Annotated in this window: 24 protein-coding genes; 8 read left to right on the top strand and 16 right to left on the bottom strand. The window is 59.2% G+C overall.

The genetic code is table 11. The features are described from left to right. Positions 1–143 precede the first annotated feature (143 nt). From ACR0C6_RS12620 to ACR0C6_RS12600, 5 genes are all read right to left on the bottom strand, one after another. Positions 144–923: an SDR family oxidoreductase gene (locus ACR0C6_RS12620; protein ID WP_480446846.1), complete on the bottom strand. Its 780-nt coding sequence runs from the start codon at positions 921–923 to the stop codon at positions 144–146. 21 nt (positions 924–944) lie between these two features. Then, positions 945–1,904: a calcium/sodium antiporter gene (locus ACR0C6_RS12615; RefSeq protein ID WP_152459801.1), complete on the bottom strand. Its 960-nt coding sequence runs from the start codon at positions 1,902–1,904 to the stop codon at positions 945–947. A gap of 171 nt (positions 1,905–2,075) precedes the next feature. Further along, positions 2,076–2,873: a S49 family peptidase gene (locus ACR0C6_RS12610; RefSeq protein ID WP_480619596.1), complete on the bottom strand. Its 798-nt coding sequence runs from the start codon at positions 2,871–2,873 to the stop codon at positions 2,076–2,078. A 114-nt stretch (positions 2,874–2,987) separates the two neighbouring features. Next, on the bottom strand, positions 2,988–3,749 hold the full coding sequence (locus ACR0C6_RS12605; RefSeq protein ID WP_480446848.1) for an ABC transporter permease: 762 nt from the start codon (positions 3,747–3,749) through the stop codon (positions 2,988–2,990). Then, on the bottom strand, positions 3,746–4,675 hold the full coding sequence (locus tag ACR0C6_RS12600) for an ABC transporter ATP-binding protein (protein WP_480446849.1): 930 nt from the start codon (positions 4,673–4,675) through the stop codon (positions 3,746–3,748). The genes ACR0C6_RS12605 and ACR0C6_RS12600 overlap by 4 nt, the downstream gene beginning before the upstream one ends. Positions 4,676–4,840: 165 nt before the next feature. Here ACR0C6_RS12600 and ACR0C6_RS12595 point away from each other — a divergent pair, with 165 nt between their 5' ends. Then, positions 4,841–5,935: a CaiB/BaiF CoA transferase family protein gene (locus tag ACR0C6_RS12595; protein ID WP_480446850.1), complete on the top strand. Its 1,095-nt coding sequence runs from the start codon at positions 4,841–4,843 to the stop codon at positions 5,933–5,935. An 80-nt stretch (positions 5,936–6,015) separates the two neighbouring features. Here the strand turns inward: ACR0C6_RS12595 and hemE are convergent, their stop codons facing one another. Further along, positions 6,016–7,050, bottom strand: a complete 1,035-nt coding sequence (gene hemE / locus ACR0C6_RS12590; RefSeq protein WP_480619594.1) for a uroporphyrinogen decarboxylase — start codon at positions 7,048–7,050, stop codon at positions 6,016–6,018. 106 nt (positions 7,051–7,156) lie between these two features. Between hemE and hemC the strand changes: the two genes are divergently transcribed. Next, positions 7,157–8,122: a hydroxymethylbilane synthase gene (gene hemC, locus ACR0C6_RS12585; protein WP_480446852.1), complete on the top strand. Its 966-nt coding sequence runs from the start codon at positions 7,157–7,159 to the stop codon at positions 8,120–8,122. A 238-nt stretch (positions 8,123–8,360) separates the two neighbouring features. On the opposite strand, the gene ACR0C6_RS12580 is transcribed toward hemC, so the two are convergent. Genes ACR0C6_RS12580 through ACR0C6_RS12550 form a run of 7 tightly spaced genes read right to left on the bottom strand, consistent with a single transcriptional unit; the run spans position 8,361 to position 17,050 of the window. Beyond that, entirely contained in the window at positions 8,361–9,632 is a 1,272-nt protein-coding gene (locus ACR0C6_RS12580) for an aspartate aminotransferase family protein (RefSeq protein WP_480619592.1), read from the bottom strand. Position 9,633: 1 nt separating this feature from the next. Then, positions 9,634–10,737: a mandelate racemase/muconate lactonizing enzyme family protein gene (locus ACR0C6_RS12575; protein WP_480619590.1), complete on the bottom strand. Its 1,104-nt coding sequence runs from the start codon at positions 10,735–10,737 to the stop codon at positions 9,634–9,636. Continuing rightward, positions 10,734–11,840: a mandelate racemase/muconate lactonizing enzyme family protein gene (locus ACR0C6_RS12570; RefSeq protein ID WP_171206117.1), complete on the bottom strand. Its 1,107-nt coding sequence runs from the start codon at positions 11,838–11,840 to the stop codon at positions 10,734–10,736. Before ACR0C6_RS12570 ends, ACR0C6_RS12575 begins: the two co-directional genes overlap by 4 nt. Continuing rightward, positions 11,837–12,943: a mandelate racemase/muconate lactonizing enzyme family protein gene (locus ACR0C6_RS12565; protein ID WP_480619588.1), complete on the bottom strand. Its 1,107-nt coding sequence runs from the start codon at positions 12,941–12,943 to the stop codon at positions 11,837–11,839. The genes ACR0C6_RS12570 and ACR0C6_RS12565 overlap by 4 nt, the downstream gene beginning before the upstream one ends. Beyond that, complete coding sequence (locus tag ACR0C6_RS12560) at positions 12,940–13,518, bottom strand: dimethylsulfonioproprionate lyase family protein (protein WP_480619586.1); 579 nt, start codon at positions 13,516–13,518, stop codon at positions 12,940–12,942. Before ACR0C6_RS12560 ends, ACR0C6_RS12565 begins: the two co-directional genes overlap by 4 nt. After that, entirely contained in the window at positions 13,515–14,597 is a 1,083-nt protein-coding gene (locus ACR0C6_RS12555) for an alcohol dehydrogenase family protein (RefSeq protein ID WP_480619584.1), read from the bottom strand. The genes ACR0C6_RS12560 and ACR0C6_RS12555 overlap by 4 nt, the downstream gene beginning before the upstream one ends. Then, complete coding sequence (locus tag ACR0C6_RS12550) at positions 14,597–17,050, bottom strand: FAD-dependent oxidoreductase (RefSeq protein ID WP_480619582.1); 2,454 nt, start codon at positions 17,048–17,050, stop codon at positions 14,597–14,599. Before ACR0C6_RS12550 ends, ACR0C6_RS12555 begins: the two co-directional genes overlap by 1 nt. 68 nt (positions 17,051–17,118) lie before the next feature. On the opposite strand from ACR0C6_RS12550, the gene ACR0C6_RS12545 reads away from it, so the two are divergent. Genes ACR0C6_RS12545 through ACR0C6_RS12525 form a run of 5 tightly spaced genes read left to right on the top strand, consistent with a single transcriptional unit; the run spans position 17,119 to position 21,091 of the window. Continuing rightward, entirely contained in the window at positions 17,119–18,006 is an 888-nt protein-coding gene (locus tag ACR0C6_RS12545; protein ID WP_480619581.1) for a MurR/RpiR family transcriptional regulator, read from the top strand. Further along, positions 18,003–19,091, top strand: coding sequence for an aromatic ring-hydroxylating oxygenase subunit alpha (locus ACR0C6_RS12540; protein ID WP_480619579.1), 1,089 nt, complete (start codon positions 18,003–18,005; stop codon positions 19,089–19,091). Before ACR0C6_RS12545 ends, ACR0C6_RS12540 begins: the two co-directional genes overlap by 4 nt. 19 nt (positions 19,092–19,110) lie before the next feature. Next, on the top strand, positions 19,111–19,947 hold the full coding sequence (locus ACR0C6_RS12535; protein ID WP_480619577.1) for an aspartate racemase/maleate isomerase family protein: 837 nt from the start codon (positions 19,111–19,113) through the stop codon (positions 19,945–19,947). A gap of 2 nt (positions 19,948–19,949) precedes the next feature. Further along, positions 19,950–20,690, top strand: a complete 741-nt coding sequence (locus ACR0C6_RS12530) for a sulfotransferase-like domain-containing protein (RefSeq protein ID WP_480619575.1) — start codon at positions 19,950–19,952, stop codon at positions 20,688–20,690. Between the two features lie 17 nt (positions 20,691–20,707). Further along, positions 20,708–21,091: a carboxymuconolactone decarboxylase family protein gene (locus ACR0C6_RS12525; RefSeq protein WP_171119799.1), complete on the top strand. Its 384-nt coding sequence runs from the start codon at positions 20,708–20,710 to the stop codon at positions 21,089–21,091. A 7-nt stretch (positions 21,092–21,098) separates the two neighbouring features. Here ACR0C6_RS12525 and ACR0C6_RS12520 read toward each other — a convergent pair whose 3' ends face one another. Beyond that, positions 21,099–22,691, bottom strand: a complete 1,593-nt coding sequence (locus tag ACR0C6_RS12520; protein ID WP_480619573.1) for a hypothetical protein — start codon at positions 22,689–22,691, stop codon at positions 21,099–21,101. A gap of 59 nt (positions 22,692–22,750) precedes the next feature. Next, on the bottom strand, positions 22,751–23,062 hold the full coding sequence (locus ACR0C6_RS12515; RefSeq protein WP_152456717.1) for a hypothetical protein: 312 nt from the start codon (positions 23,060–23,062) through the stop codon (positions 22,751–22,753). 68 nt (positions 23,063–23,130) lie between these two features. Here ACR0C6_RS12515 and ACR0C6_RS12510 point away from each other — a divergent pair, with 68 nt between their 5' ends. Next, positions 23,131–24,072, top strand: a complete 942-nt coding sequence (locus ACR0C6_RS12510; protein ID WP_480619571.1) for a YcaO-like family protein — start codon at positions 23,131–23,133, stop codon at positions 24,070–24,072. Positions 24,073–24,079: 7 nt separating this feature from the next. Here ACR0C6_RS12510 and ACR0C6_RS12505 read toward each other — a convergent pair whose 3' ends face one another. Further along, positions 24,080–25,327 (bottom strand): hypothetical protein, encoded by a 1,248-nt coding sequence (locus ACR0C6_RS12505; RefSeq protein ID WP_480446866.1) that lies wholly within the window; start codon positions 25,325–25,327, stop codon positions 24,080–24,082. Positions 25,328–25,382 lie beyond the last annotated feature (55 nt).

Here is a 25,382-nt window from a genome sequence, read left to right as displayed (position 1 = left end):
TGCACAAAAAATAGGCAACTTATCAAGTTGTTGTTTTTAAACATTATTTTTTTGCATACTTAGCAAGTGTATGAAAAAAAAGACATTTTTGTAACGCGCGTGTAACACAATTGAGAGCGGTGCAAAACTTGCAGCAGAATTACCTATTCTACACCCAGAACATCCGGAGTTTTCCAACCCAGATGCTGACCACCGTCCACGCATAAAAGCTGTCCGGTGACCGCGTGTGCGTCCAGAAAATACCCAAGTGCTGCGGTTATGTCAGACGGGTTGGATCCCCGCTCCAGAACGGTATTTGAACGCTGTGCCTGGAAATGCTCTTGGCTTTGGCGGTGGCCTTGCATCGTCGGGCCCGGCCCGATCGCGTTGACACGGATCGTCGGAGACAATGCCTGCGCCGCCGTTCGGGTCAGTGCCCACAAGCCCATTTTTGCAATGGTGTATGACATGAACTCGGGCGTCAGTTTACGCACGCGCATGTCCACCATGTTGACGATAAGGCCGGTTGCAAGCGGTTCGCCATTTTCATCTGTTCCGGCGCTCAGCCCCTGACCTGCCATGGCCTGCGTCAGCACAAAGGGCGCGCGCAGGTTGCTGTCGAGATGTCGATCCCAGCTTTGCCGGGTTGCCGTGCGGATGTTGTCGTATTCAAAGATCGATGCGTTGTTCACCAGACACGTGATCGGCCCGCCCAGCGCCTCGGCCGCTTTGGGCAGCAGCGCCTGAACCTGAGCTTCGTCCAGCAGATCGGCCTTCAGGGTCACGGATTTTCGGCCCAGGGCCTGTACCTCTGCCGCCGTCTCCTGCGCCGGACCTTCGGATGAGGCGTAATGCACGGCCACATCGAAACCTCGATCTGCCAGATACAGTGCCATGGCCCGGCCCAGACGAATACCGGCGCCGGTGACTAGGGCTCGGGTCATGCTTCACCTCGTTTGGTCAGATCACACCAGCAGTACGATGACATAAAGCACATAAAGGAAAGTCAACACCAACCCCCAGACGCGCGAGATGTCGCGTTTGAGGAATACAAACGGTATCAGCAGCAGCGATGCGCCCAGCATGACCCAAAGATCGAATTGCAGGAACTCGGGATCAACCGGGATACGACCAAACCAGGTTGCGATCCCGATGATGGCCAAAAGGTTGAACATGTTCGAACCGATCACGTTACCCAGCGCAACGTCGGCCTGTCTGCGCAAAGCGGCCATAACTGTTGTCGCCAATTCGGGCAAAGACGTTCCAACTGCGATCAACGTCAAACCAATGACCGTCTCACTGACCCCGTAGGTCCGCGCGATGATCGTTGCGTTATCTACCAAAAGATGCGCACCCATTGGCAGACCAATCAGCCCGAGGATCAGATACACCGACACCTTCCAATAAGGCATGTCAGGATCAGCTTCTTCCAGCCCCTCAAGCTCTTCGTCCACACAGGCTTCACCGCAGGCTTTGCGATGGGCCTTTGCCTCGCGGAAGGCGTTCAGAAGAACAAGACCCAACGCCGCCAGCAAGATCAGGCCGCTGAAGAACGTGAACGTTCCCAAGAATGCCAAACCAATGAACAGAACCGTCGCCATCAGCATGAAGACATAGTTCCGGCGGCTGTCACATTCACTTGTGTGAAGCGTTGCCAGCAATGCGGGCAGTCCAAGAACCAACAGGATGTTGGCCGTGTTTGATCCGACCACATTGCCCAGTGCGATACCGGGGGCGTTCTCTTTCAAAGCGCTGATGGCAATCAAAAGCTCAGGCGCGGACGTTCCGAATGCCACAATCGTCAGGCTGACGATCAACGCAGGAACGCCCAGGCGCAGGCTCAGGTTCACGGCACCACGCACAAGGGCGTCGCCTGCAAGCAGCAGAATCAACAGACCCAGACCGGACAACAGCCATGTGGTAATCAAGTCCGGCCTCCTTTTTCGCAGGCGCAGGGGCCTTTGCCTATGCGAAACCGTCCGCAGCGCGGACACTTGGCGGAACTCAGTTTCTTCTGCCCCGGAAAGCGCAGTTTGCCGAACATCGCCAGGACACCCATGCCGATCAGAAAAAGTGTGACAGCCTTGATGATCACGTCACAAACCAAAACGCGCGTAGGCCGCACGCTCCTCTAACCCGGCAATGGCATCCTGTGCCAGGTTGGCCCCGAACCGCGACCAGATCGGTTTGCGAACGCCATAACGGCGGAACTTGACCTTGTCGCCAAAGCGTTCCTGCATTTTGGGTTTCAGATGGGCGATACCATCGATCAAACCCAGTTCATGCGCACGACGCGCCAGCCAGACTTCACCCGTGAACAGATCGGCACTGTGATCCAGCTTGTCACCCCGGCGGGCTTTGACATGCGCGATGAAGTTTTCGTGGATGTCGCCCAGCAGCTTTTGCAAGCGCGCCACATCCTCTTTCTTTTCCGGCGAAAAGGGATCCAGCATCGATTTCGATTTGCCCGCCGTATGGACGCGCCGCTCGAACCCCTGCCGCGCCAGAAAGACATGTGCGCCAAAACCTGCCGAAATGACTCCGATCGAGCCAAGAACCGAACTGTCGTCGGCCCAGATCTCATCCGCGGCAGCCGCCAGCCAATATCCTCCGGATGCCGCAACATCTTCGACAAACCCGATCACGGGCACGTCCAGCTCTTCCGACAAGCGCCGAATTCGGGCGCCAATCAAAGAGCTTTGTACAGGCGACCCGCCCGGAGAGTTGATCTCGAGCGCGACAGCCGCAGGTTTCCCCTTTCGAAACGCCTTGTCGAGAACCGGGGCCAGGGTTGTGTCGTTCAACGCCCCACGCCCCGCCATTCCAATGGAACCGGACAAACGGACAACGGCCACGCAAGGGTGCTTTTTTACGAACGGCAGGCTGAGCTTCATGGGTGCCGATGTAGAGTGCCCCCAACCCGTAAACAAGGGACTCTGCCGGCGTTAAACGCGACGTGAACCAAATTCACACACCCGATGGGCAAAAATGCAACGCCTTGGCGAGGGTCAGCTGCGAATGCGCCAGCCGGTTTTGAATATCCAGCCGATAACCGCCAAGCACAGAGCTGTAAACGCGACAATGGCAAGAAGGCTGAAAACGATCGGCACATCTGCCAGCCCGTAAAAGGACCAGCGGAAACCCGAAATCAGATAGACCACGGGATTGAACAGCGTGATGGTCTGCCACAATGGCGGCAGCATCGAGATCGAATAAAACGTGCCCCCCAGAAAGATCAGTGGCGTCACCACCAACTGCGGCACCAGCGACATCTGCTCGAAGTTGCTGGCCCAGATGCCGATGATGAATCCCAGCAACGAAAAGCTGAGACAGGACAGGATCAGAAACGCTGCCATGGCCAACGGATGCTCGATCCGAATATCGACGAAAAACGTCGCAGTGACCAATATCACCAACCCCACGAACAACGCCTTGGTTGCGGCGGCTCCGACATATCCGATCACGATCTCGATGAAATTGACCGGAGCGGACAACAGCTCGTAGATGGTGCCCAGAAACTTGGGGAAGTAAATTCCGAACGACGCGTTCGAAATCGACAGCATCACCACCGACAACATGATCAGCCCCGGCACGATGAACGCACCGTATGAAACGCCTTCGACCTCTTGGATACGGCTGCCGATGGCGGTGCCAAAAACCACAAAATAAAGCGACGTCGACAGAACCGGCGACAGAAAGCTCTGTGCCAGAGTGCGAAAGAAACGGGCCATTTCGAACCGGTAGATGGCAGCGATCGCGGTCCAGTTCATGCGGCCTCTCCAGATACCAGATTGACAAAGATCTCTTCCAGGCTTGATTGCCTGGTCTGCACGTCGCGCAACACCAACCCGGCCTCGGACACGTCATTCAGCAAGGTCGTTATGCCGGTACGATCCGCATGGGTATCGTAGGTATAGATCAGACAATCACCCGCGCCGTTGAGAGCCAGATTGTGGCTGACCAGACTATCGGGAATTCGGTCGATGGGTTCGGTCAGCATGACTTCGATCTGCTTTTTTCCCATCTGCGACATGAGTGTGTCTTTGTCCTGCACCAGCAAAAGCTCACCCTTGTCGATGACGCCGACACGATCCGCAATCGCTTCTGCTTCTTCAATATAATGTGTGGTCAGAATGATGGTGACACCGTCCCGTTTCAGTTCCGCCACAAGCTCCCACATGTCCTTGCGCAACTCGACATCCACTCCGGCAGTCGGCTCGTCCAGAAAAAGCACCCGGGGTTCATGGGCCAGGGCCTTGGCGATCAGCACCCTCCGCTTCATGCCGCCGGACAATTCCTTGATCGCGTTGTTGCGCTTGCCCCACAGGGACAGCTTGCGCAGAATCTCTTCGATCCGCGCGTTGTCCTTGCCAAGCCCGAACAGCCCACGCGACAACCGGACCGTGTTCCAGACCTTTTCAAACGGTTCCAACGCGATCTCTTGCGGCACAAGCCCTATCATCCTGCGCGCTGCGCGATAATCGGACTGTGTGTCATGCCCGCCAACCGTGACCACCCCCGAGGTCGGAGTCGTAATTCCACAAATCGTCGAAATCAGGGTTGTCTTTCCGGCGCCATTTGGTCCCAGAAGCGCAAGTATCTCACCCTCTTCAATATCCAGAGACACACCTTTCAGCGCCTCGAACCCATCCGCGTAAGACTTGCGAAGGTTTTTGATGGACAAAATGGTCGTCATATCCGTTCCCCGTTCCGACCGAGACCCTATCGCGCGGAACCAGCCTGTAACAGGTCAATTTCGCACAACGTGCTGCGCATTCTGTAATGGTTGTCAGAACCATGCTCAATTCCAACTTGCAATCCGTCAACCCACCCGCAAACTCTGCCAAAACGGAGGGCGCCGATGCTGCATGGAATACGCATAGTCGAAATCGAAGGGCTGGGCCCCGGCCCGTTTGCCGCCATGCAGCTAGCCGATCTGGGCGCCGACGTCATCACGATCCACCGCAAAGGCCAGGCAGTAACACCGGGCATGCCGGACAGCTCGCTTCTGGACCGCGGCAAACGATCGATCGCGCTTGATCTGAAGGATCCCGAAGATCTGGCGACCGCCCGCCGCCTGATTGACACGGCGGACGCACTGATCGAAGGCTTTCGCCCCGGCGTGATGGAGAAGCTGGGACTTGGCCCGGATCTTTGCCTGACCCGCAACCCAAAGCTGATATATGGCCGCATGACAGGCTGGGGGCAGGATGGCCCGCTGGCCGAAACGGCTGGGCATGACCTGAACTACATCGCCTTGTCCGGTGCGCTCTGGTACGCCTCTCTCCCGGATCAGCCGCCTCAAACCCCTGCAACCCTGGTCGGCGATATCGGCGGAGGCGCCATGTACCTTGTCACGGGCATCCTGGCAGGTTTGATCAACGCACAAAGAACCGGGAAAGGCACCGTGGTCGACGCCGCTATCTACGACGGCTCGGCCCATATGATGAACCTTCTGATGACCATGCGCCAAACCGGAAACCTGTCTGAAACCCGCGGCCAAAGCCTGTTGGACGGTCCGCATTGGAGCCGAACCTACACCTGCGCGGACGGCGGATTTGTTTCGGTCCAATGCCTTGAACCAAAATTCTACGCCCGATTTCTTGAAATCCTGGGCCTGTCCCGGGACCCGGCGTTCCAACAACAATACACCCGCAAGCTCTGGCCCGACCTGACCCGGCGCCTGGCCAAAATCTTCTCGTCCAGGCCGCGCGACCATTGGGCCAAACTGTTCGACGGTTCAGACGCCTGCGTCGCACCGGTACTCAGCCCCGACGAGGCCGCAGCCCACCCGATGAATGCAGCCCGTCAATCCTGGCGCCAGACTGACGGCACCCTACAGGCCACCGCCGCCCCACGCTTTTCCACACACCAGTGGCAACCAAAGCCCAGCCCGGCGCGCGGACAACACACCGCCGAGATCCTGAACGAACTCCAAGCCCCGGAAAGCGCCTGACACACTCTTCATCTGGCCAGAAATATCCCGGGGGTGAATTGGCCAGCGGCCAAGAGGGGGCTGGCCCCCTCCCACGCGTTCTACCCGCCGCGCACCGTGTCGATCATCAGCTGAACGTTGTCCGGGTCGGCATCCGGAGTGATCCCATGGCCGAGGTTGAAAATATGCGGCCCCGTGGAAAACGCCTCAACGATGCGCCGGGTCTCATCCACCAGCGCCTGCCCGCCGGTAACCATGTGCGACGACGCCAGATTGCCTTGTACACAGCCATCAATCTGCACGTTCTCAGCCGCCCATTCGGGCGACACGGAATTGTCCAGCGCCACGCAATCCACGCCGGTCGACCTTGCAAACCCGATATACCCGTCGCCTGCTTCCCGCGGAAATCCAATCACGGGGATACCGGGGTGACGTTCCTTGATGACCTGCGTGATCACCCGGCACGGCTCGACCGCGTATTTGCGGAAAGCTTCGCCCTTCAAAGACCCCGCCCAACTGTCAAATATCTTGACCACCTCGGCACCGGCGTCGATCTGAGCGGACAGATATTCAATCGTTGCCGCGGTGATGCGGTCCAACAGCGCCTCGAACAAAGCGTTATCACCTTCGCGCAACGCATGCGCGGGACCCTGATCCGGCGTGCCGCGCCCTGCAATCATGTAAGTGGCCACAGTCCACGGCGCACCTGCGAATCCGATCAAGGTGGTTTCCGACGGCAATTCCCGCGAAAGAATGCGCACCGTCTCGTAAACCGGGGACAATGTCTCGTGAATTGCGTCAACAGGTTTCAACGCATCAAACTCGGCCTGCTGCGTGATTGTGGACAAACGCGGGCCTTCACCGGTCACGAACCAAAGGTTAGCCCCCAGCGCCTGTGGCACCAGAAGGATGTCGGCAAACAGGATCGCCGCATCGAACCCATATCGCCGAATTGGCTGCAAGGTAACTTCTGCTGCCAGTTCAGGATTGTAGCACAGTGACAGGAAATCCCCGGCCTGAGCACGTGTGGCCCGGTATTCCGGCAAATACCGACCCGCCTGACGCATCATCCAGATCGGCGGCACATCCTGTACTTCGCCCGCCAGCGCCCTCAGCAGCTTTTTTGTCTCGGCCATGTTTGTCCCCAGCATTCAGGTTTTGGCAACGGGTCGTCCTTCGGCGGCAATTTGTCAAGCTCAGCCCCCATTGTCAGGGCAATGTGACGCGACTAAAGCTGTGCACATGACTTTGACCCTGCCCACCCCCGCATCGCCCCTCAGAATCGGCACTCGTGGCTCGCCGCTGGCTCTGGCTCAGGCCTATGAAACGCGCGAACGCCTGAGCGATGCCTTTGATCTGCCACAGGATGCGTTCGAAATCGTGGTGATCAAGACGACCGGTGACAATCGCGCCATGATCGACGCGGATCGACCGCTGAAGGAAATCGGCAACAAGGGCCTGTTCACCAAGGAAATCGAAGAGGCGATGCTACGCGCCGAAATCGACATCGCCGTGCATTCAACAAAGGACATGCCCGTTGAACAACCCGAAGGGCTGATCCTTGATACGTTCCTGCCGCGCGAGGATGTGCGCGACGCCTTCATATCTCCGCGATTGGGCTCGATTCACGATCTGCCCGAAGGCGCCGTTGTGGGCACCTCGTCCTTGCGGCGGCGGGCGCAGCTGCTGAACCGGAGGCCGGATCTGAAAGTGGTCGAGTTTCGCGGAAACGTGCAGACACGGCTGAAAAAGCTTGAAGACGGGGTTGCCGATTGCACGTTTCTCGCAATGGCAGGCATTCGCCGTTTGGGAATGGATGAGGTTCCGGCCAGCGCCATTTCCCCTGACGACATGCTGCCGGCGATCGCGCAGGGCACCATCGGCATCGAACGGCGCAGCGACGACATGCGCGCGGCCGAAATGCTGGACGCGATTCATCACACGGAAACGGGATGGCGTCTGGCGGCTGAACGCACATTGCTGGACGCGCTGGACGGGTCCTGCGAAACCCCGATCGCCGGCCTTGCCGAACTTGACGGCGACACCCTAAGGTTGCGGGGCGAAGTGCTGCGCCCGGACGGAACGGAAACCGCCAGCAGGGATATGACCGGCCCCGTCGAGGATGGGCCTGAGATGGCCCGCGCGATGGCGGCTGAACTGCTTGAACAGGCGGGACCTGATCTATTCGATTGGAAAAATTCAAAATAAATTTGTTTAGTGTGAACTTGATCACTGTAGCAGGCGGCGCGATCAGGCATTACTGTGACATACCGAAGAGGAAGTCGGGTCAGTCTCGAAAGTATCGAAAAGTTTTCAGATTGCCGGTGTTTTAATCAGTATTCGAGGGGGCGAGGCTGACCCCCGGCTTCCAAAGGTAGCGGGTCGCTGTTGAGTTCAACAGCGACCCGTTTACGTTGTGCCAGATTGCGTTGTGCCAGACCCGCGTTCAGGAAATCGCGTCAACGGCGTGACGAACGGCCTCTCTGGTCTGTTCCAGATCCGCTTCGGTAACCGCCAGCGACGGGTACAGTTTGCCCGGAGCCTTGAAGACCCCATGCGCCCGCAACGTTGCATTGTAAGTGGCATTGCGCTGCGGATCATCATGGTTTGCGCTGCGATAATCCCGACATTCGGCCTTGGTGAAATAAATGTCGAACAAGGTCTCGTCACCGCAGATGCGATGGGCGATGCCCGCCTCATTCAAAGCGTCCGATTGCATCTGCTGCAACTGCTTCCCAATCGAGCGCAGGTGTTCATAGGTGCCGTCGCGCCGCAAAACCTCCATCGTCTTCAGCCCCGCCGCTGAGGCTATGGGGTTGCCGGACAAAGTGCCCAACTGCATCAGCCAGCCCTGTTCTCCGACTTTCGATTTGTCGAAATGCTTCATGATCTCGGTGCTGGCACCCAATGCCGCCAGAGGGAAACCACCACCGGTGATCTTGCCAAGCGTACAGATATCCGGGGTCACGCCATATCGCTCTTGTGCGCCGCCGTAAGCCAGACGGAACCCGGTGACGATCTCATCAAAAATAAGCAGAACACCAAATTTGTCGCACAAGGTCCGCAAGCCCTGCAAAAACCCCGGCTCGGGCGGGATGATCCGCTGCAAGGGTTCGACCATGATCGCAGCGACATCATCATGTTCGTCCAGCAGCGCCGCCACCGCGTCAAGATCATTGAAAGGCGCGATCAGCATCTGCTCGGCCACGCTTTGGGGGATACCGGCGCTGTCGGGAACGGCCTGCGGGAAATTGACCCGGCGGCTGGGGGCCAGGCTCATCTGCGCCTCGGCGCTCATTCCGTGATACCCCCCTTCGAACTTGAGGATCTTGTCGCGTCCGGTATAGGCACGCGCCAGCCGCATGGCGTACATGTCTGCTTCGCCCCCAGAGGCAACGAAACGCACCTGCTCGCAACAGGGGACGGCTTCGATGATGGCCTCGGCCAGTTCGATGCCCTTGCTGTTGTTGGCGAAGAAGGTCATTCCTTTGGGCAGTTGCTCCAGCACCGCTTCCATCACCTCGGGGTGGCCATGGCCCAGCAGCATCGGGCCGGACCCGATCAGATAGTCGATATATTCCTTCCCGTCCTCGTCCCAGACATGGCAGCCCTCGCCACGGGCGATGATGATGCCCGGATCGAAGTTGCCGAAACCGCCAGCTGGCAGAACCTCTTTTGCGCGTGCTATCCACTCGGACTGTGTCTGGATCTTCAGCATCTCAATCAATCTCCAAAATCGGGGCGCCAAGAATTTCGAGGTCAGGTGTCACACCTAAACCCGGGCCTTCGGGCGGTGCAATCCGGCCGTTTTCACGGTTTGGTGCGTCAGGACACAGGCGCGGGGCAACGTAAGAGGACAAGTCGCAAGTGTTCATCAGCGATCCATGCGGGGTCGAAGCCGCAAAATGCAGCGAAGCCGCCGTTACGATATCCGATCCCCAGGTGCATTCTGCACAAATCTCGGCACCCAGCTGCACGGTCAGATCGCGTGCGCGGCGCATTGCCGAAAGACCGCCGAACTTCGACAATTTCAGCGCCACCGCGTCCATGCATCCCAACTCATGCGCCCGCATCAGCGATGCAAGATCAAAGGCGTTTTCGTCGATCTTCATAGGCAAACCCGTCGACTGACGAACAGCGGCGCAGTCTTCCAGTGTTTTACAGGGCTGTTCCAGCATCACATCCAGATGCGCCACCGCGCGCCCGGTTCGCGTTGCCTGAAGGCGCGATGCGCCGCAGTTCCAGTCGCCATACACGAGCGGTCCGGTTCCGACGGCTTCGCGCACTTTGATCAGCCGCTCGGCATCGGCTTGCCAATCACCCTCGACACCCAGCTTGACCTGGAATTGCCGAATGCCCGTCTGGAAGGCTGCCTTGGCGATGCGCGCCATTTCGTCCGGCGCGATACATGTGATCGAATGATAAAGCGGCATATCCGCCCGTGTCCGCCCGCCCAGCAACGCGTAAACCGGCACCCCCGCCGCGCGACCGAACAGATCCCACAGCGCAATGTCGACGATCGATTTCGCGTAGCTGTGGCCTTGCAGAAACCCGTCCAGCTTTCGCATCGGTGCGTCGACCCCAATTGGTGAAGTCCCGAGAATCTCGGGACCCATTTCAGCGATGGCCCCCGGTACTCCACTTGCATAGGCGGGCAGATAATGCGGGATCGGGCAGACCTCGCCCCAACCTGTCAGACCTGTATCCGTCTCAAGGCGCAGGATATGAGACGTCACGGTCGCGCAGGTCTTGCCGCCAGCCATGTGATAGGTTTCATGGCTGGTCAGATCGACGGACCAGAGTGTTATCTTGTCAATTCTCAAGCATATTCTCCTACTGGATCACCCAATGCGGCTTCGTCCGGATGCACGCCCAGCCCCGGCGCTTCGGGCAGATGCAGATGGCCATCGACGTTGCGGGGCCCTCGACCACCTGCAACATCAACCGTGATCATGTCCTGACAGGCCCAAACCGCGTGGCAATGGTCATCCGGGATCGTGGCGGCCAGATGCAGCGCTTCGGTATCGGCCAGAACCGTTCCACCGGTGGCCATCACGAACATGTCTATTCCATGGGCCAGCGCGATATCGCGCATCCGCGCGGCCTTGGTCAAACCGCCCACGCGATTCAGCTTGATCCCGAATATCTGGGCCAGACCATCGTGGGCAATCCGGACGGCATCCTGCAAGGTCACAAGGGACTCGTCCACAGACACAGGGGACGCATGAAGCCCCGAGATCGCCGCGATATCATCCAGTGTTTCGCAGGGTTGCTCGAACATCACGTTCAGGTCTTCGCAGGTGCTCATCACCCGCAAGGCCTGCTGCCGCGTCCAGCCACGGTTGACATCATACAGAACAATCTCTCCGGGCTGCCGGATGCTTTCCACATCCCGCACACGGGCAATGTCCCGCTCGACATCACCGCCGATCTTCACCGAATGCGCGACATAGCCGCGCTTGCGATACCGCTCCATGACCTCGCGTGTTTCCTCGACGGTTTTTGCCCCGACCGAGGACGCAATCGGGCGCGGTGTCCGCGATCCGCCGCCCATCAGATCGGCAATCGGCAAGCCCGCCGCCTGACCGGCAATATCCCAGCAGGCCATGTCTATGGGGCTTTTAGCATAGAGATGTCCGGGCAAGGCTAGATCCATGGCCCGTTCCACGTCCAGCACGCGACGCGGATCAAGGCCCAGGATGAAGGGGGCCATCGTTTCGATCCCGGCCCGGATGCCCGGCCCGTGCGCGGGTACATAGGTGTGCCCCCAGGGCGTGCCCTCGCCCCAGCCGACCAGACCGGTATCGGTTTCGAGCTTGACCAGCGTCGCATCAAGCGTTTCGAACTTCAGGCGTCCCCCGGAAAGCCAATAGGGATGCTCGAGCGGCAAATCGACCTGAAAAACGGTAATGGTTTCAATCTTCATAGACCATACTCCGCCACGGGTGCGCCGAGGCTTTCAAAATCGGGGGTTACACCCAATCCCGGCGTATTGTTTGCATAAAGCTTTCCGTCTTTAACGACAGGACCGCCGACGCCCGTAGATCGCGTGTTGTAGTTCATCAGATCCGTGGTGTTCTGCAGGTATTCAGGCGGGGTCGACGCCGCAAAATGGGCGACAACCGAAGACGTGATCTCTCCTCCCCAGGTGTCTTCGCTGACCACAGGGATGCGGTTGTCGATCAGGTAATCCCGTACCCGCCGGGCTTTGCTGATTCCGCCAAGGTTCGAGATCTTGAGACAACAAATCTCTGCCCCCCGGTCTGCGACGATACGCTGCGCCATATGGATCCCGGTCACGCATTCATCCAGCTTCAGTGGCTGCTCGGCAATCCGGCGCACTTGCTGGCATTCCTCATACGTGCGGCAAGGTTGTTCGAGAATGAAATCCAGATCCCGGGTCTCGCGTGCAACGCGGATCGCATCGTCCACGCGCCAGCCCTGATTGGCATCGGCCATGGCTTTCTCGCCGGGTTTCAGCAACGGTACAGTGGTGCGTATCCGGTCAATGTCATTGGCCCAGTCGCTGCCCACTTTGATCTGAAACTGCCGATAACCCTGTTCCCGGTACCGGTCCATCTCGGCCACGGTTTCCTCGACCGCTTTCTGCGGAGCGACCCGGTACATTGGCGCGCCATCCGTCAACTTGCCGCCCAACAGCATCCAGACCGGCTGATCACACGCCTGACCCAGGATATCCCAGCATGCCGCATCGAACGGAGCCTTGGCATAGCCATGCCCCTGTACCAGATGGTCCATCAGGTGCTCGATCCGCCCCACCTGACGCGGATCCTCGCCCAGCAGTTTGCCGGCGACAAGACGCGCCAGCGCAGTCACACCTTCGGAATGGGCCACCATGTAGTTTTCGCCACAGGGCGTGAACTCACCGCAGCCCTGCAAACCCGCGTCAGTGTCGATTACCACCACCGATGCGATGGCCGTTTCAATTGCGTTTCCCGCACCCCAGGCATAGGTACCGCCGACATAGGGAAGCCCGGTCTGGTAAATTCGGATGCGGGTGATTTTCATGCTGCGTCCATTCTGGGCAGGTCGCCCATCCCTTCGCCTCGCCACAGGACAAAGGTCAGGATCGGTTGGTCCGTCGTTATCATGGCGTGGCTTTGCCAGCTTTTGTGCTGTCGTGTCTGGTTCGGGCCGACGAAGGTTTCATCCTCGTTGCTGCGAAAAACCGCTCCGCCCGCAAGGGTCAGATACAGCTCTTCCGCCTGATGGCTGTGCCAGTCATAGTCCAGACCCGCGCCCCAATATCCCACGTAGCCGCGCAATTGGGTCGAGTGGAAATGCCCGGTCGGTCCGAACAGTTCGTAATACCCGTACCGATTCAGGAAATCCGCACCGACTTCCTCTTCGGTATATGTGTGTTTCCATTGCGCCAGATGCGCGCTGGCCTTGATCGCCGCGACCAGATCACGGGTTGGCGCCACGCCATCAAGGCCAAAATCGCCCACCAGATTGGTCGCCGGAATGTGAGCAGGCTGCAAACCCGTCGGTGTCAGATCGTCCGGCCATGATGCAAACGCGGCAAGGTCAGGATGCGCCTGATGCAATTGGCGGGCCGCCTCGAGAACATCATCCAGCGTCATGGCACCACCACGATATTGCCGGTATGCTGTTTGGCGATGAACGCCGCTTGCGCTTCCCGCAACTCCTCCAAAGGATAGGTCGCGGCCAGAGCCGGCTTGATTTCACCGGCTTCAATATATGCCACGAGGTTCTTCATGACCTCGGGTCCGATCACGGTCGAACCGGTGAAGGTCAGATCGCGCAGATAGAACGTCCGCAGGTCAAGTTCGACCATCGGACCTGCAATGGCCCCCGAACAGGTGTAGCGCCCGCCGCGCTCCAGTACGTCGATCAGGTTCGGCCAGTAGGGGCCACCTACCACATCGGCGACCACGGTGATCTTCTCGTCGCCCAGCGCCGACCGCAGATCTTCAGGTGTGCGGGGCAATATCACATCAGGGCCAAGACCGGCGACGTCAGCGTGTTTGGATTCGGATGCCATCGCAATCACACGCGCGCCACGGCGTTTGGCCAATTGAACCAAAGCACCACCCACCCCGCCAGAGGCACCGGGTACAAGAACGGTGTCTTTTTCCGTAACGTTGGCACGGGACAGCATCCCTTCGGCGGTGGAGTAAGAACAGGAGAACGTGGCCAGTTCGGCATCCGACAGTTCCGAAGTGATCGGCACCGCATTGACCGCCAGAGTCGTGGTGTATTCAGCGAACCCGCCATCGCGTTCCGAACCAAAATACCCTGTCTTGTTCATGTTGCCGGGATCAGCCGGATCTCGCAACCAGCCATCCGTGATGACACGCTCGCCGATACGGGCGCTGTCCACGCCCTCGCCAACGGCAACGATACGGCCGCAGACATCTGCGCCCTGAATGCGCGGGAAGGTGATCGGGTTGCCGCCCCATGTCGGGTCTTCTTCACCGACTTCCTCGAATGCGCCGCCGGTGGTCGCATCCGTGACGGTCTTGGAATACCAGCCGGACCGCGTATTGACGTCGGTATTGTTCAGGCCGCAGGCTGCGACCCTGATCAGAACTTCACCGGCCGCGGGTTCGGGGCGCGGCCAGTCTTCCTGCATCACCATCTGTTCCAGACCACCATGGCCCATTGTGACGATGGCTCTCATCGTATCGGGCAGGCTCATCAAGCGGTCTCCAGTATGGCGTCACTGCGGGGCAGCAAACTGTCGGGATCGTAAGCAGGTTTGTCCAGGACACGGGCGGCACGGGGTTGGCCATGGATCACGACCTCCAGCTGTGTCCCGGCCTTGGCCGCTTCGGGCTTGAGGTATGCAAAGGCCAGAATCTTGCCGACGGTGTGGCCATAAGCGACCGACGCCGTGGACCCGACGACGCGCCCGTCCAGCAGCACCGCCTCTCCGCCATGCCCATCAATCTCTCCATCCGGTTCAATTGAAAGATAGGCACAGATCCAGGGCAGGTCGGTGTTGAGCGTCTTGTCCTTGCCCAGATAATCCTTGTCGGTGCGCGCAAAACGCAGCACGTCGGCCTCGGCCAGAGTAACCTCGTTGGTCAACTCGCCCGCGCCTTTGAAACCCTTCTCCATTCGCATCACGTTCATGGCGAAGCTGCCGTAGTCGGTGATGCCATACGCCTCTCCTGCCGCCCAAAGCGCGTTGTAGACGTCGAGGCAGGCGGCGTTGGGCATATGCAGTTCCCAGCCCAGTTCCCCGGCATAGGACATGCGGAAGGCCCAGACCTTGTGACCGGCGATGGTGACTTCCTGCGCGGAAAGCCAGCGGAACCCGGCATTGGTCAGATCGGCATCGGTACAGCGCGCCAGCACATCCCGCGATCGGGGACCGTTCAGCGACAGGGCCGACCAGTCGGCGGACAGGGCAGTTACCTGCACATCCTCATCCGTGCGTTGCTGCGCCAGATGATCCAGCAGGCGCTGTTCGAAGAAGGCCGCACAAACCAGATAAAAGCGGTCGCGCGCCATGCGGACAATCGTGGTCTCCAATTCGATACGGCCACGACGGTTCAGCATATGGGTCAGCGTGATCGAGCCGACCTTCTGCGGCATCCGGTTTGCAGTCAGCCGGTCAAGCAGGGCATAAGCCCCCCGCCCCGAAACCTCGACCTTGGTGAAGGCGGTGACGTCCATGATGCCGACGCTTTCGCGCACCGCTTTGACCTCGACCGCGACCATGTCGTCGGCAGGTGTGTGGCGGAAGGAATAATGGTCGCGCTGTTCCACCCCATCGCGCGCAAACCAGCGGGGGCGTTCGAAACCATACACTTCTTCATGCACCGCGCCCTTGGATTTCAACAACTCATGCAGCGGCGACGGCTTGATCGGTCGCCCGGCCAGACGGTTGAAATGTGGAAAGGGGATTTCATGGCGCAGGCAGTAATCTTCCTCGGCCTTGATCACCTGCCAATCCTTGGTCGCATAGCTGCCGAACCGGCGCGGGTCGAATTCGCGCATCGAGATATCAGCCGCGCCATGCACCATCCACCGCGCCAGTTCGCGGGTCAGACCCGGCCCCCAGCCGATGCCGATCTGGGTCCCGCAGCAGCACCAATAGTTCCTCACCCCCGGCGCTGGTCCGATCAGAGGGTTGCCATCCGGCGGGTGCGAAATCGCCCCGTGCACGTCGCGCTGAATGCCCAACTCGGCAAAGATCGGCATCCGGTTCAGGCTTTCCTCAAGCCACGGCATCACCCGGTCGTAATCCGCGTCGAACAGCCAGTTTTCGTATTCCCACGGGCAGTGATCATGCCAGACCGAGTTCGGGTTCTCTTTTTCGTAGATCCCGATCAGACCGCGCTGCTGCTCCATCCGGATATAGCCCGAGACTTTGTGGTCATCACGGATCACCGGCAGTTCGGTGTCCAGGTTCTGGAATTCTGGAACCGGTTCGGTCACGAAATAATGGTGCGTCATCGAGGTCATCGGCAGTTGCAGCCCCGACCACTCACCCATTTGCCTTGCATAGGTGCCGCCTGCATTCACCACATGCTCGCAGATGATGGTGCCTTGCTCGGTCTCAACCACCCATTCGCCATTCTCAGCCTGCGTGATGTTGGTGGCGCGGCAGCTGCGAAAGATGCGAACGCCTTTTTGCCGTGCTCCAGCGGCCATGGCCATGGTCACATTGGTCGGGTCCACATGCCCGTCATCCGGCGTATGCAGCGCGCCCAGAACGCCTTCGAGATTGTAGAACGGATGCAGTTCAGCCACCTTTTCGGGACCGACAAGCTCGATATTGAAACCCAGCGACCGACCAACCGACAAGGTGTGGCGCAGCCAGTCCATCTCATCCTCGGTATAGGCCAGACGGAACGAACCGCAGCCATGCCATGTCACCGGCTGGCCGGTTTCAGCCTCCAACTGACCGGAATACAATCCGATATTGTAATCCACACATTTGCCCAGCCCAAAGCTTGAGGTCGAGTGCGTGATCTGCCCTGCTGCATGCCAGGTGCTGCCGCTGGTCAGCTCGGCCTTTTCCAGCAGGACGGTGTCAGCGCCCCACCCTTCATGCGCCAGATGATAGGCCAGACCGACCCCCATCACGCCGCCTCCGACGATGACCACGCGGGCATGTGACGGCAGATTCTTCTCGGACATGATTTTTCCTCTTCCCGAGTCGCGTTTCTGCTCGACAGGCTAATTCCACAAATGTACCATCGTCAATCATGAATGACACAAATGTATCATCAATCGTTCTGGACCGCCTGAGCCAGGAGTGGGACGCCCTTACCCCCGAGGCGCAGAAAGCCGCTCGGTACGTGCTGGAAAACCCAACGGATGTTGGGGTTTCAACCGTGCGCGAGATTGCCGAGGCGGCCAAGGTCAAACCCAATACTTTCGTGCGTATGGCCCGGCAGGTGGGCTTCGAAGGGTATGAAGATTTCCGGGCCCCCTTCCGCGAAGCGATTCGACGAGGCAACGTGTCGTTTCCAGACCGCGCGCGCTGGTTGCAGGACATTGGCAAGTCAGGGGAACTGGGGGGGCTTTATGCCGATATGGTGGGTGCGGCGATCCGCAATATCGAAGAAACCTTTGCCGGGATCGATGCCGCAACTCTGAAGGCCGCTGCCGAGGATATCTGGAACTGCCGCCAGATCTTCACGCTGGGCGTCGGCGTCAACAACTCGAACGCGCGCAATTTCACTTATCTTGCGTCAACCGGGATGAAGCAGTTCCACGCGATTCCACGCCCCGGCTCGACCCCGGTGGATGATCTGGCCTGGGCCGATGAACAGGACGTGCTGATCGCGATCACCTGCCACCCCTATCGCACCGAAGTCATCGAGGCGATCAAGCTGGCTCGTCAACAGGGCCTGACCGTCATCGGTGTTTCCGACAGCCCGGCCAGCCCGGTGATCCTGAACGCCCATCACGGTTTTGTGGTCGCCGCCGACACGCCGCAATTCTTTCCGTCATCCGTTTCGACGATTGCCTTGCTGGAAACTCTGCTATCCTTCGTGATCGCCGTGTCCAGCGATGAGATCGTCGAGCGGGTGGAACGGTTTCACCAACGCAGACACCAACTTGGCCTCTACGCGGAGGAGCCCGAATGAACGCACCGCTGACCCACTCACTGGACGCGCGATACTATATCGATCCTGCTATTTTCGAGCAGGAAATGCAGGGGCTTCTGGCCCGAACGTGGCAGTTTGCGGGCCATGTCGCGCAGGTCCGGGAAACGGGGGATTACTTTGCGTTTGAGATCGCCGGCCAGAACCTGTTCTGCATTCGCGGCCGCGACGGCGAAATCCGCACCTTCTATAACGTCTGCCAGCACCGCGCGCATGAAATGGTCACCGGCGCGGGCAACACGCGTGTCGTCGTCTGCCCCTACCACGCCTGGACTTATGAGCTGTCCGGTCAATTGCGCGCCGGACCCAACATCAAATCCGTCCCCGGGTTCGACCGCAGCGCCATTTGCCTGACCTCGGTCCGAACCGAAGTGTTCAACGGTTTCATTTTCGTCAACCTCGATGACGACGCCGCGCCAATGGATGAATGGTACCCCGGCGTGCGCGAGGAAATCCGCGCATTCGTTCCCCATATCGACGATCTGGAGCCGCTGGAATGGGTCGAGATCCCCGAAAACTGCAACTGGAAGGTCAGCATCGAGAACTACTCGGAGTGCTACCATTGCCCGACCAACCACCCGACCTTTGCCGAAGGTGTGGTCAAACCCGAGACCTATGACATCCAGCCGGACGCGGGCGGCGGCTATGTCCTGCGTCACACGACGGAATGCCAGAGCCTCGACAAGATGACCTACCCCATCGACCTGTCGGTACCGCACGCGGGCGATTACCAATCGTGGTTCCTGTGGCCGATGTTCTCGTTCCAGTGTTATCCCGGCAACGTGCTGAACACCTATCACTGGCGCGCGGTTGATGCCGATCACTGCACCGTCTGGCGCGGCTGGTACACCGAGAGCGGCTCGGACAGTGCGGTTATCCGGCAACTGGCGGTCCAGGACCGCGAAACGACGGTCGAGGAAGACATCCGCCTCGTGGAATCCGTTCATCGCGGGCTCAAGTCGCGGGGCTATCGCCCCGGACCGCTTGTTCTGGATCCGGGCTGCGGGGTGATGTCGGAACATTCCATCGCGCGGCTTCAGCAATGGATGCGCGAGGCTGTGGATTAGTGGCCGAGGTTGCACGCTGATGCTGATGCCTGAAGTCTGGCGCCCGGAACACAAACTGTTCCGCCATCAGGTCGGGTTCACCTGCCCGCCGTTCGACTTTGACGCCGCGCCCTCGGATTTCCTGCGCATGTGCCCCGAAACGGTGGGCGTTCACGGGTGGATGCTGCATGTGCCAGATTATGTGCACGGGTTGGATCAGCGGAAACAGAACTTTGGCATGCTCGAAGACTTCGTGCACTGCATGTCCCGCAACGGTGTGGATGTCTGCGGTCAGGTCGGTTCGAACTGGGTCCATGCCTGCGGGCTGGGCGTGGAAGGCGTTCGGCAACACTGCGAAACCCTGTCAGACAAATATGGCACCCGCTTTCACATGGCGGGATATGCCATGGTCGAGGCATTGCGTGACCTGAATGTCGAAAAGGTTGCCCTGAACGCCGCCTATCATTGGCCGGAATGGTGGCAGGGCACGGTCGGTTTCTTGAAAGAAGCCGGGTTTGATGTGGTCTGGGCCGGGAATTTCCACGATCAGGGCTGGTTCGACAGTCAGGAAGAAGTCAATTCCTGTCGCTGGGTCTTTGACGGCGATCTGGCGCTGAAAAGCTTTGAATATGTGGCCGACAAGGCACCTCGGGCCGAAGCGATCCTGATCAATGGCATGTGCAATTTCCGCACCGGACCCGGAGGCTTGCCCCAGCGCCCGCTGCATCTGGCCGATACGCTAGAAGACGCGCTGGGCAAACCGGTGATCGGCCACGACATCGCGCTTTACTGGCGCATCTTCAAATCCCTCGGTATCGCACCCGACAAACCGCACGGGCAATTGCTGAAACGTCTTGAGTTATTCGAGAGGCCATGACCATGCACAAAATCCTCGCGCTCTGGGCCGTGCCCAGATCCACGTCAACCGCATTCGAGTGGATGATGCGGCAACGCGGTGATCTCGACTGCCTGCACGAGCCCTTTGGCGAGGCGTGGTATCAGGGTGAAGACCCGCTTTGGCATCGGTTCCAACCGGGTGATGTGACAACACCGGGCCTGACACTGGACAGCGTGTGGCTGGACATTCAGCAGCGGGCGAAACGGGGGCCGGTCTTTCTCAAGGATTTTCCGCATTACATCAACCACATGTGGGATGCCGAGTTTCTGTCGCATTTCACCCACGCCTTCCTGATCCGGGACCCGGCCAAGACCATCACTTCGATGTACAAGCAATGGCCGGACTTTGCCGAAGGCGAGGTTGGCTTTCCCGAACAGCGCGCGCTGTTCGATCTGTTGACGGCGTTGAACGGAACTCCGCCGCCGGTCATTGACAGCGATGACCTGCTGGAAGACCCACACGGCATGACCCGGGCGTTTTGTGACGCGGTGGGAATCCCATTCATCCAAGAGGCGCTGACATGGGAACCGGGCGGTGATCCGTCCGCCCTCAGTTGGTGGGACGGCGGGTCGTTCCATGGCAACCTGGCGAAATCGACCGGGCTTGCCCCGCAGCCCCGCACGCATATCGACATCGCGGACGCGCCAGACCGTGTGAAACTGGTGCACCGCAGGATGAAACCGCATTACGATCACCTTTACAGACACCGCCTGACACACTGACACACCGGAGACCCGCAATGGCCGACATTTTCGACGAAGACCTGTTTCTGAAAGGGCTCGAGCAAAGGAAGAACACGCTGGGCGCAGAGTATGTGGAAAAAAACCTTGCTGCCGCCGACGACTTCACCCGCCCGTTTCAAGAAGCCATGACGGCCTGGTGCTGGGGGTTTGGGTGGGGCGACGACGTGATCGACGCCAAGACCCGGTCGATGATGAACCTGTCGATGATCGGTGCGCTGGGCAAGATGCATGAATGGGAAATCCACTGCCGGGGCGCGATCAACAACGGGGTTTCAAAGGATGAAATCCGCGCCATCATCCACGTGGTCGGGATTTATTGCGGTGTTCCTCAGGCGTTGGAGTGTTTTCGCGTGGCCCGCAAGGTGCTGGAAGAAACCTGACGACCCGTCACAAACCGGCCGCCGACAACAGCCGCACGCCTTTTTCGTAGTGTTGCCTGTTCTTGAAACAGCCGGGCCAGGCCCAGCGTTCGGCCGTAAAGCCCGGCTGCAATTCCAGAATCTGCCGGGCATGTCGACGCGCCAGGGAATGGTTCCCGGCAGCGGCGGACAGCATGCACAGCACGACCCTGGGACGAACGCGTCCGGGGTCAACCCGCAACACGTTATGGGCATGCTGCCACGCGGCCTTGTCCCCGGTCATCATCATTGCGATTGCCAGATTTGCTTCTATCCAAATGGGCGGATGCGGCGTCAACGCCAACGCTTTCTTGCAGACCGAAACGCCTTCTTCGGCCCGGTCATCATACACCAACAGGATGCCGTAATAACCCAACAATTCCGGGCTTCCGCTGAAACGTTCCACGACGGCAAGCATCAAGCTGCAAGCCTCTGACGTGTTGCCTGCAACACTATGGGTAAAGGCATGGAGGGCCGAGCAATACGGGTCAGTCGGGTTCAGATTGCGCAACTGTTTGCATTCGGCCTCTACCATTGCCAGCGTCTCGGCCGGGTTTGCATCCATGCCCAGGCGGATCATGTCCAAATGACAGAAACCGATCGCCACACGTGCCGGCAGGTATCCGGGGTCAAACTCGAGACAGGCGCGGTATTGACGGATGGCATCCTGCAACCCGTCTTCCGTTGCCTGGCTTTCCAATATGCGCGCTTTCTGGAATGCAGACCAGGCCTCGGTCGAAGTGGCACGACCGGACCAGATTTCTGACCAATACCCGTCACGCAATCGCAGTTGGAGCGCCTCGACGACCTTCATGGCGATTTCTTCGACCGCGTCGAATGTTTCCTTCGCACGAAAGCGGAACCGCTGTGTCCAAAGGCACACCTGATCCGCGGTTGACGTCAATTGAGCGGCCACCCGCAGGCCTTCCGCGCCAACCACGCTGCCGCTGAGAACATAACCTTCAACCGGGCCTTCCTGCCTGCGCGCGTCACGCAGTTCGATCACGTCGGACATTGTGCCCAGAAGAAACATGAGTTCGTCTCGTATGGAGGAGGCAGCAATGCTGATATCCGGCGTTTCCCCGACAACTTCAAAAGGCTCAACCACTACCGCTGGACGCAAACGCCCCCAATGCACCGGCAAACCGCGGCCCGACAGAACCGGTCCGTCTGAGTCTGTATCGATGTCCCAATAGGCCTGCCGTTCAACCGTCAGCCATGCCTCGAACTCGGGGTCGGCAACGTCCAACCCTTCCAGCAATTCAGCCCGATCGGGACTGAGCTGCTCGTCAAACAGATCAACCTCGACTGCTGCCAGATTGATCGACACCGTTTCACGGGTGATTTCAAGAATATCAAGTTTGTGCTTGGAAAAGTGCTTGCTGAGAACACTCAGCTCTTTGCGCAGCGACGCCGCGCCTTGTGCGGGCGAACTCTCGCTCCAGAGCTTGTCCTGCAACCAAGCCCTGCTGCGTATCGCGTTTTTCGACAGAAGCACCAAAGCAAGAAGAGCTTTCGCTTTGGTGCCCCGAGGCGTCAAATCCTGACCGTCGTCACGGATAATCTGAAACGGTCCGGTCAAGAAAACCTTGGTTTTTGCCTCAGTCACTAACGGCCCTCAAAAACGTTCGGGGGTTGTCGTTAACCGCTGCATCCAAATATGACGATACCGCCCATCGCTTCATAGGCCAGTTTGCAGCACCATGACTCGTGATCGGGGTTCGGATCCGGCTTTTTGTCACTCAGGTCCGGAACAACGATATGAACCAGATCCTTGGTGTCATAGACAAACCTGACCTCTGGATTACCACTGTCCGCAAGGATTTCTTGAATTTTGCGTTCCGCCGCGTCCTGATCATCTTGCGACCCCAGCGCACGGCCGCGCGCGGCATTCAGAACTTCGCACCCCAAGTCTTTCAACGAATAATTCGGGTTGATTGCCAAACGAGCCATGTAAAATCTCCTTCTCAAACAACAATGCCCACTTGTATACCCCGTTATATGCTTATCCGGAAATGAAAATGACCGACACGTTGATAGAACGCGCTGAAACTGCTCGGCTAATTTCCAAACCCTCGTTTGCCGAATTCCCCAAAGATGCGCCGATCCACGCGGCTTTTCGTTTGATCGAGCTGCGCGACGGAGCTCTGCCCCCCAAGGGCGGGATGGGCCATCGCGTGTCTTTCGGCACCGGCCGCACACCGGAAGAGGCGGCGCGGCTGGCCGGGTTCGAGGCGATTGAGCGCTATGCCTTGCAATACAGTGCCGAAGCACCACAAACCCGCGAAAGCCTGATTGCGTCGGATGGCGCATCCCATGTGATGCCAAACGACGCGCTTGCACTGGGTGTTCCGGGCAGTGACGGAAAGGTCACTTCGAAAGGTGCCGCGGCTGGCCCGACACATGAAGCCGCCGCGCTGTGGGCGGCGCTGGAGTGTTTGGAACACGCTCTTGGATCGCAGGGGTTTGACCACCTGGCGCCGGACACGGTCCTGCCCCATGATTTGACGCAGTGGCTGCACGTCCAACTGCGGCAGCTGAGCCTTCACATCCTCGAAGTTCCGGGCACCGGCCTTCTGCTGCGCGCGGTCTGCGCAGATGCGGATGGCGGCAGGCCGACCTATGGATCGGCGCTTTCCGCAAATCTGGCGCAGGGCGTCTGGCACGCAGCATCCGAGGCGGTGGTGTCCTGGCGCAACATGGTGATGCTTGAACACAACGGTGTAACGGATCACGGCATGGATGCCGAACAGGCCCGTCTGTTCCGGCTTTATCGCGGCGCGCAGAATGACCGGCCTGTTGCTCCGACGCGGTTGTTCGACGTGCAGGCGTGGGACAGCCCGAACCCATCGCTGACGACGGTATTGACAGCGGCAAGTCGCGCCCTCGGTCGTCCGGTTGCGGTTTTTGACATGACCGCACCTGAAATTCCCCTGCCGGTGGTCAAAGCCGTAGCAGTTTGAGCACCGGTCAGGATCCGTGTCTGCGAAAGCCTGTCGTGTCGCCGTTGGTCTCTGCCTTGCAACGGTCCGCGAATTCCAAAAGCTGCCTGCAACGTTCGGTCTCGGGCAGGCTGCGGACAACCCGCCCCGGATCAGCATGCGGAATTTCAACAAATTCGACACGGGTGATCACGCGCGGCCTGGCGGCAACTGTGATCATCGGTCCGACCTCGATCAAGCTGGCCAGAGCATAGCCCGAGACAGGGAGCGCCGAAGGGCCTGTTCCCAGCGTGATATCATCCAGAAACCGGGGATCGTCGTCGGCAGGCCCGAATTCAAGGCGCATGTGCATTCCCGGCGCACCGCGCCTGAACCGGACCCAGCCCCGAGGCACCCTGCCCGCACCCACAATCAGTTGGGATGCATGGAATGCCTGAATATACAGCCCAAGCGGATCAGAGAATGCCATCGCCCGACCCGAAGGTGACTTGCCACAGTTCCCCGCGGCCAGTTCAAGCGTATCGCTCACCAGGCGCATCCCTGCATGCCCGCAGTACAGATCCCGCCGGTTCGCGAAATCAAGAACTTCTTCAAGCCGGGCGCGCCGGTTGCTCTCGCCGTCCTTCACGAGATACGGGAAGGAAGAAAAATGTATGGTCTGGATCAGACCGGTCAATCGGTTCGTGCCCTTGGCCAGAAACAGGGCATGCTGGATATTCAACGGATGTTCCGGCGGATGCGCGTGATCCCTACCCACCAGCCTTTTGTGAAAGCGGGCCGCGCGCTCGGACACATCCATCGACATCCATACCGACCGTGAGACTTCAAACAGATCCTTGCAGGAGTAGAAGCGCCCGGTCACCGATGCGACCACCGACAGGAAGTGATCGAGATCGAACACCGCCATGAACTGCCACCACTCCACAAACTCGGTAGTGGCCACAAATCGCTTCGGGCGCAGCCTGCCACCGGCATCGGGTCGCATTACCAACGTGTATTCAAGATATTCATTGTGCAGCTCAACCCTGCCGGACCAGCCTTGGTCACACACGCGCGCCGCCAGCTCATCGCCCAGACAGTCCCGCGGTTCCCGGGGATCGGCGCGCCATCTGAACCCATTCGAAGGTTGGCCCGCCTCGATGTCACGCGGATCCATAACCAGAAACGGGCTGACGCCCTGCACGTCGAATATGTTCTGAATGCTTGAATTCCACGCTGACCGGGTGGCTTCGTTCACGCCTTGATCAGCAAGTCCCGGCGATCGGAATACAGACATCAAAGAACACCGTTGGGCTTCAGAGACACTAGAATGGAAAGTCAGAGGTCGATGC

The organism is Ruegeria sp. AL12 (genome assembly GCF_056540885.1).
The sequence above is the reverse complement of the archived record's forward strand: the minus strand, read 5'-3'. Positions and strand labels throughout refer to the sequence as shown.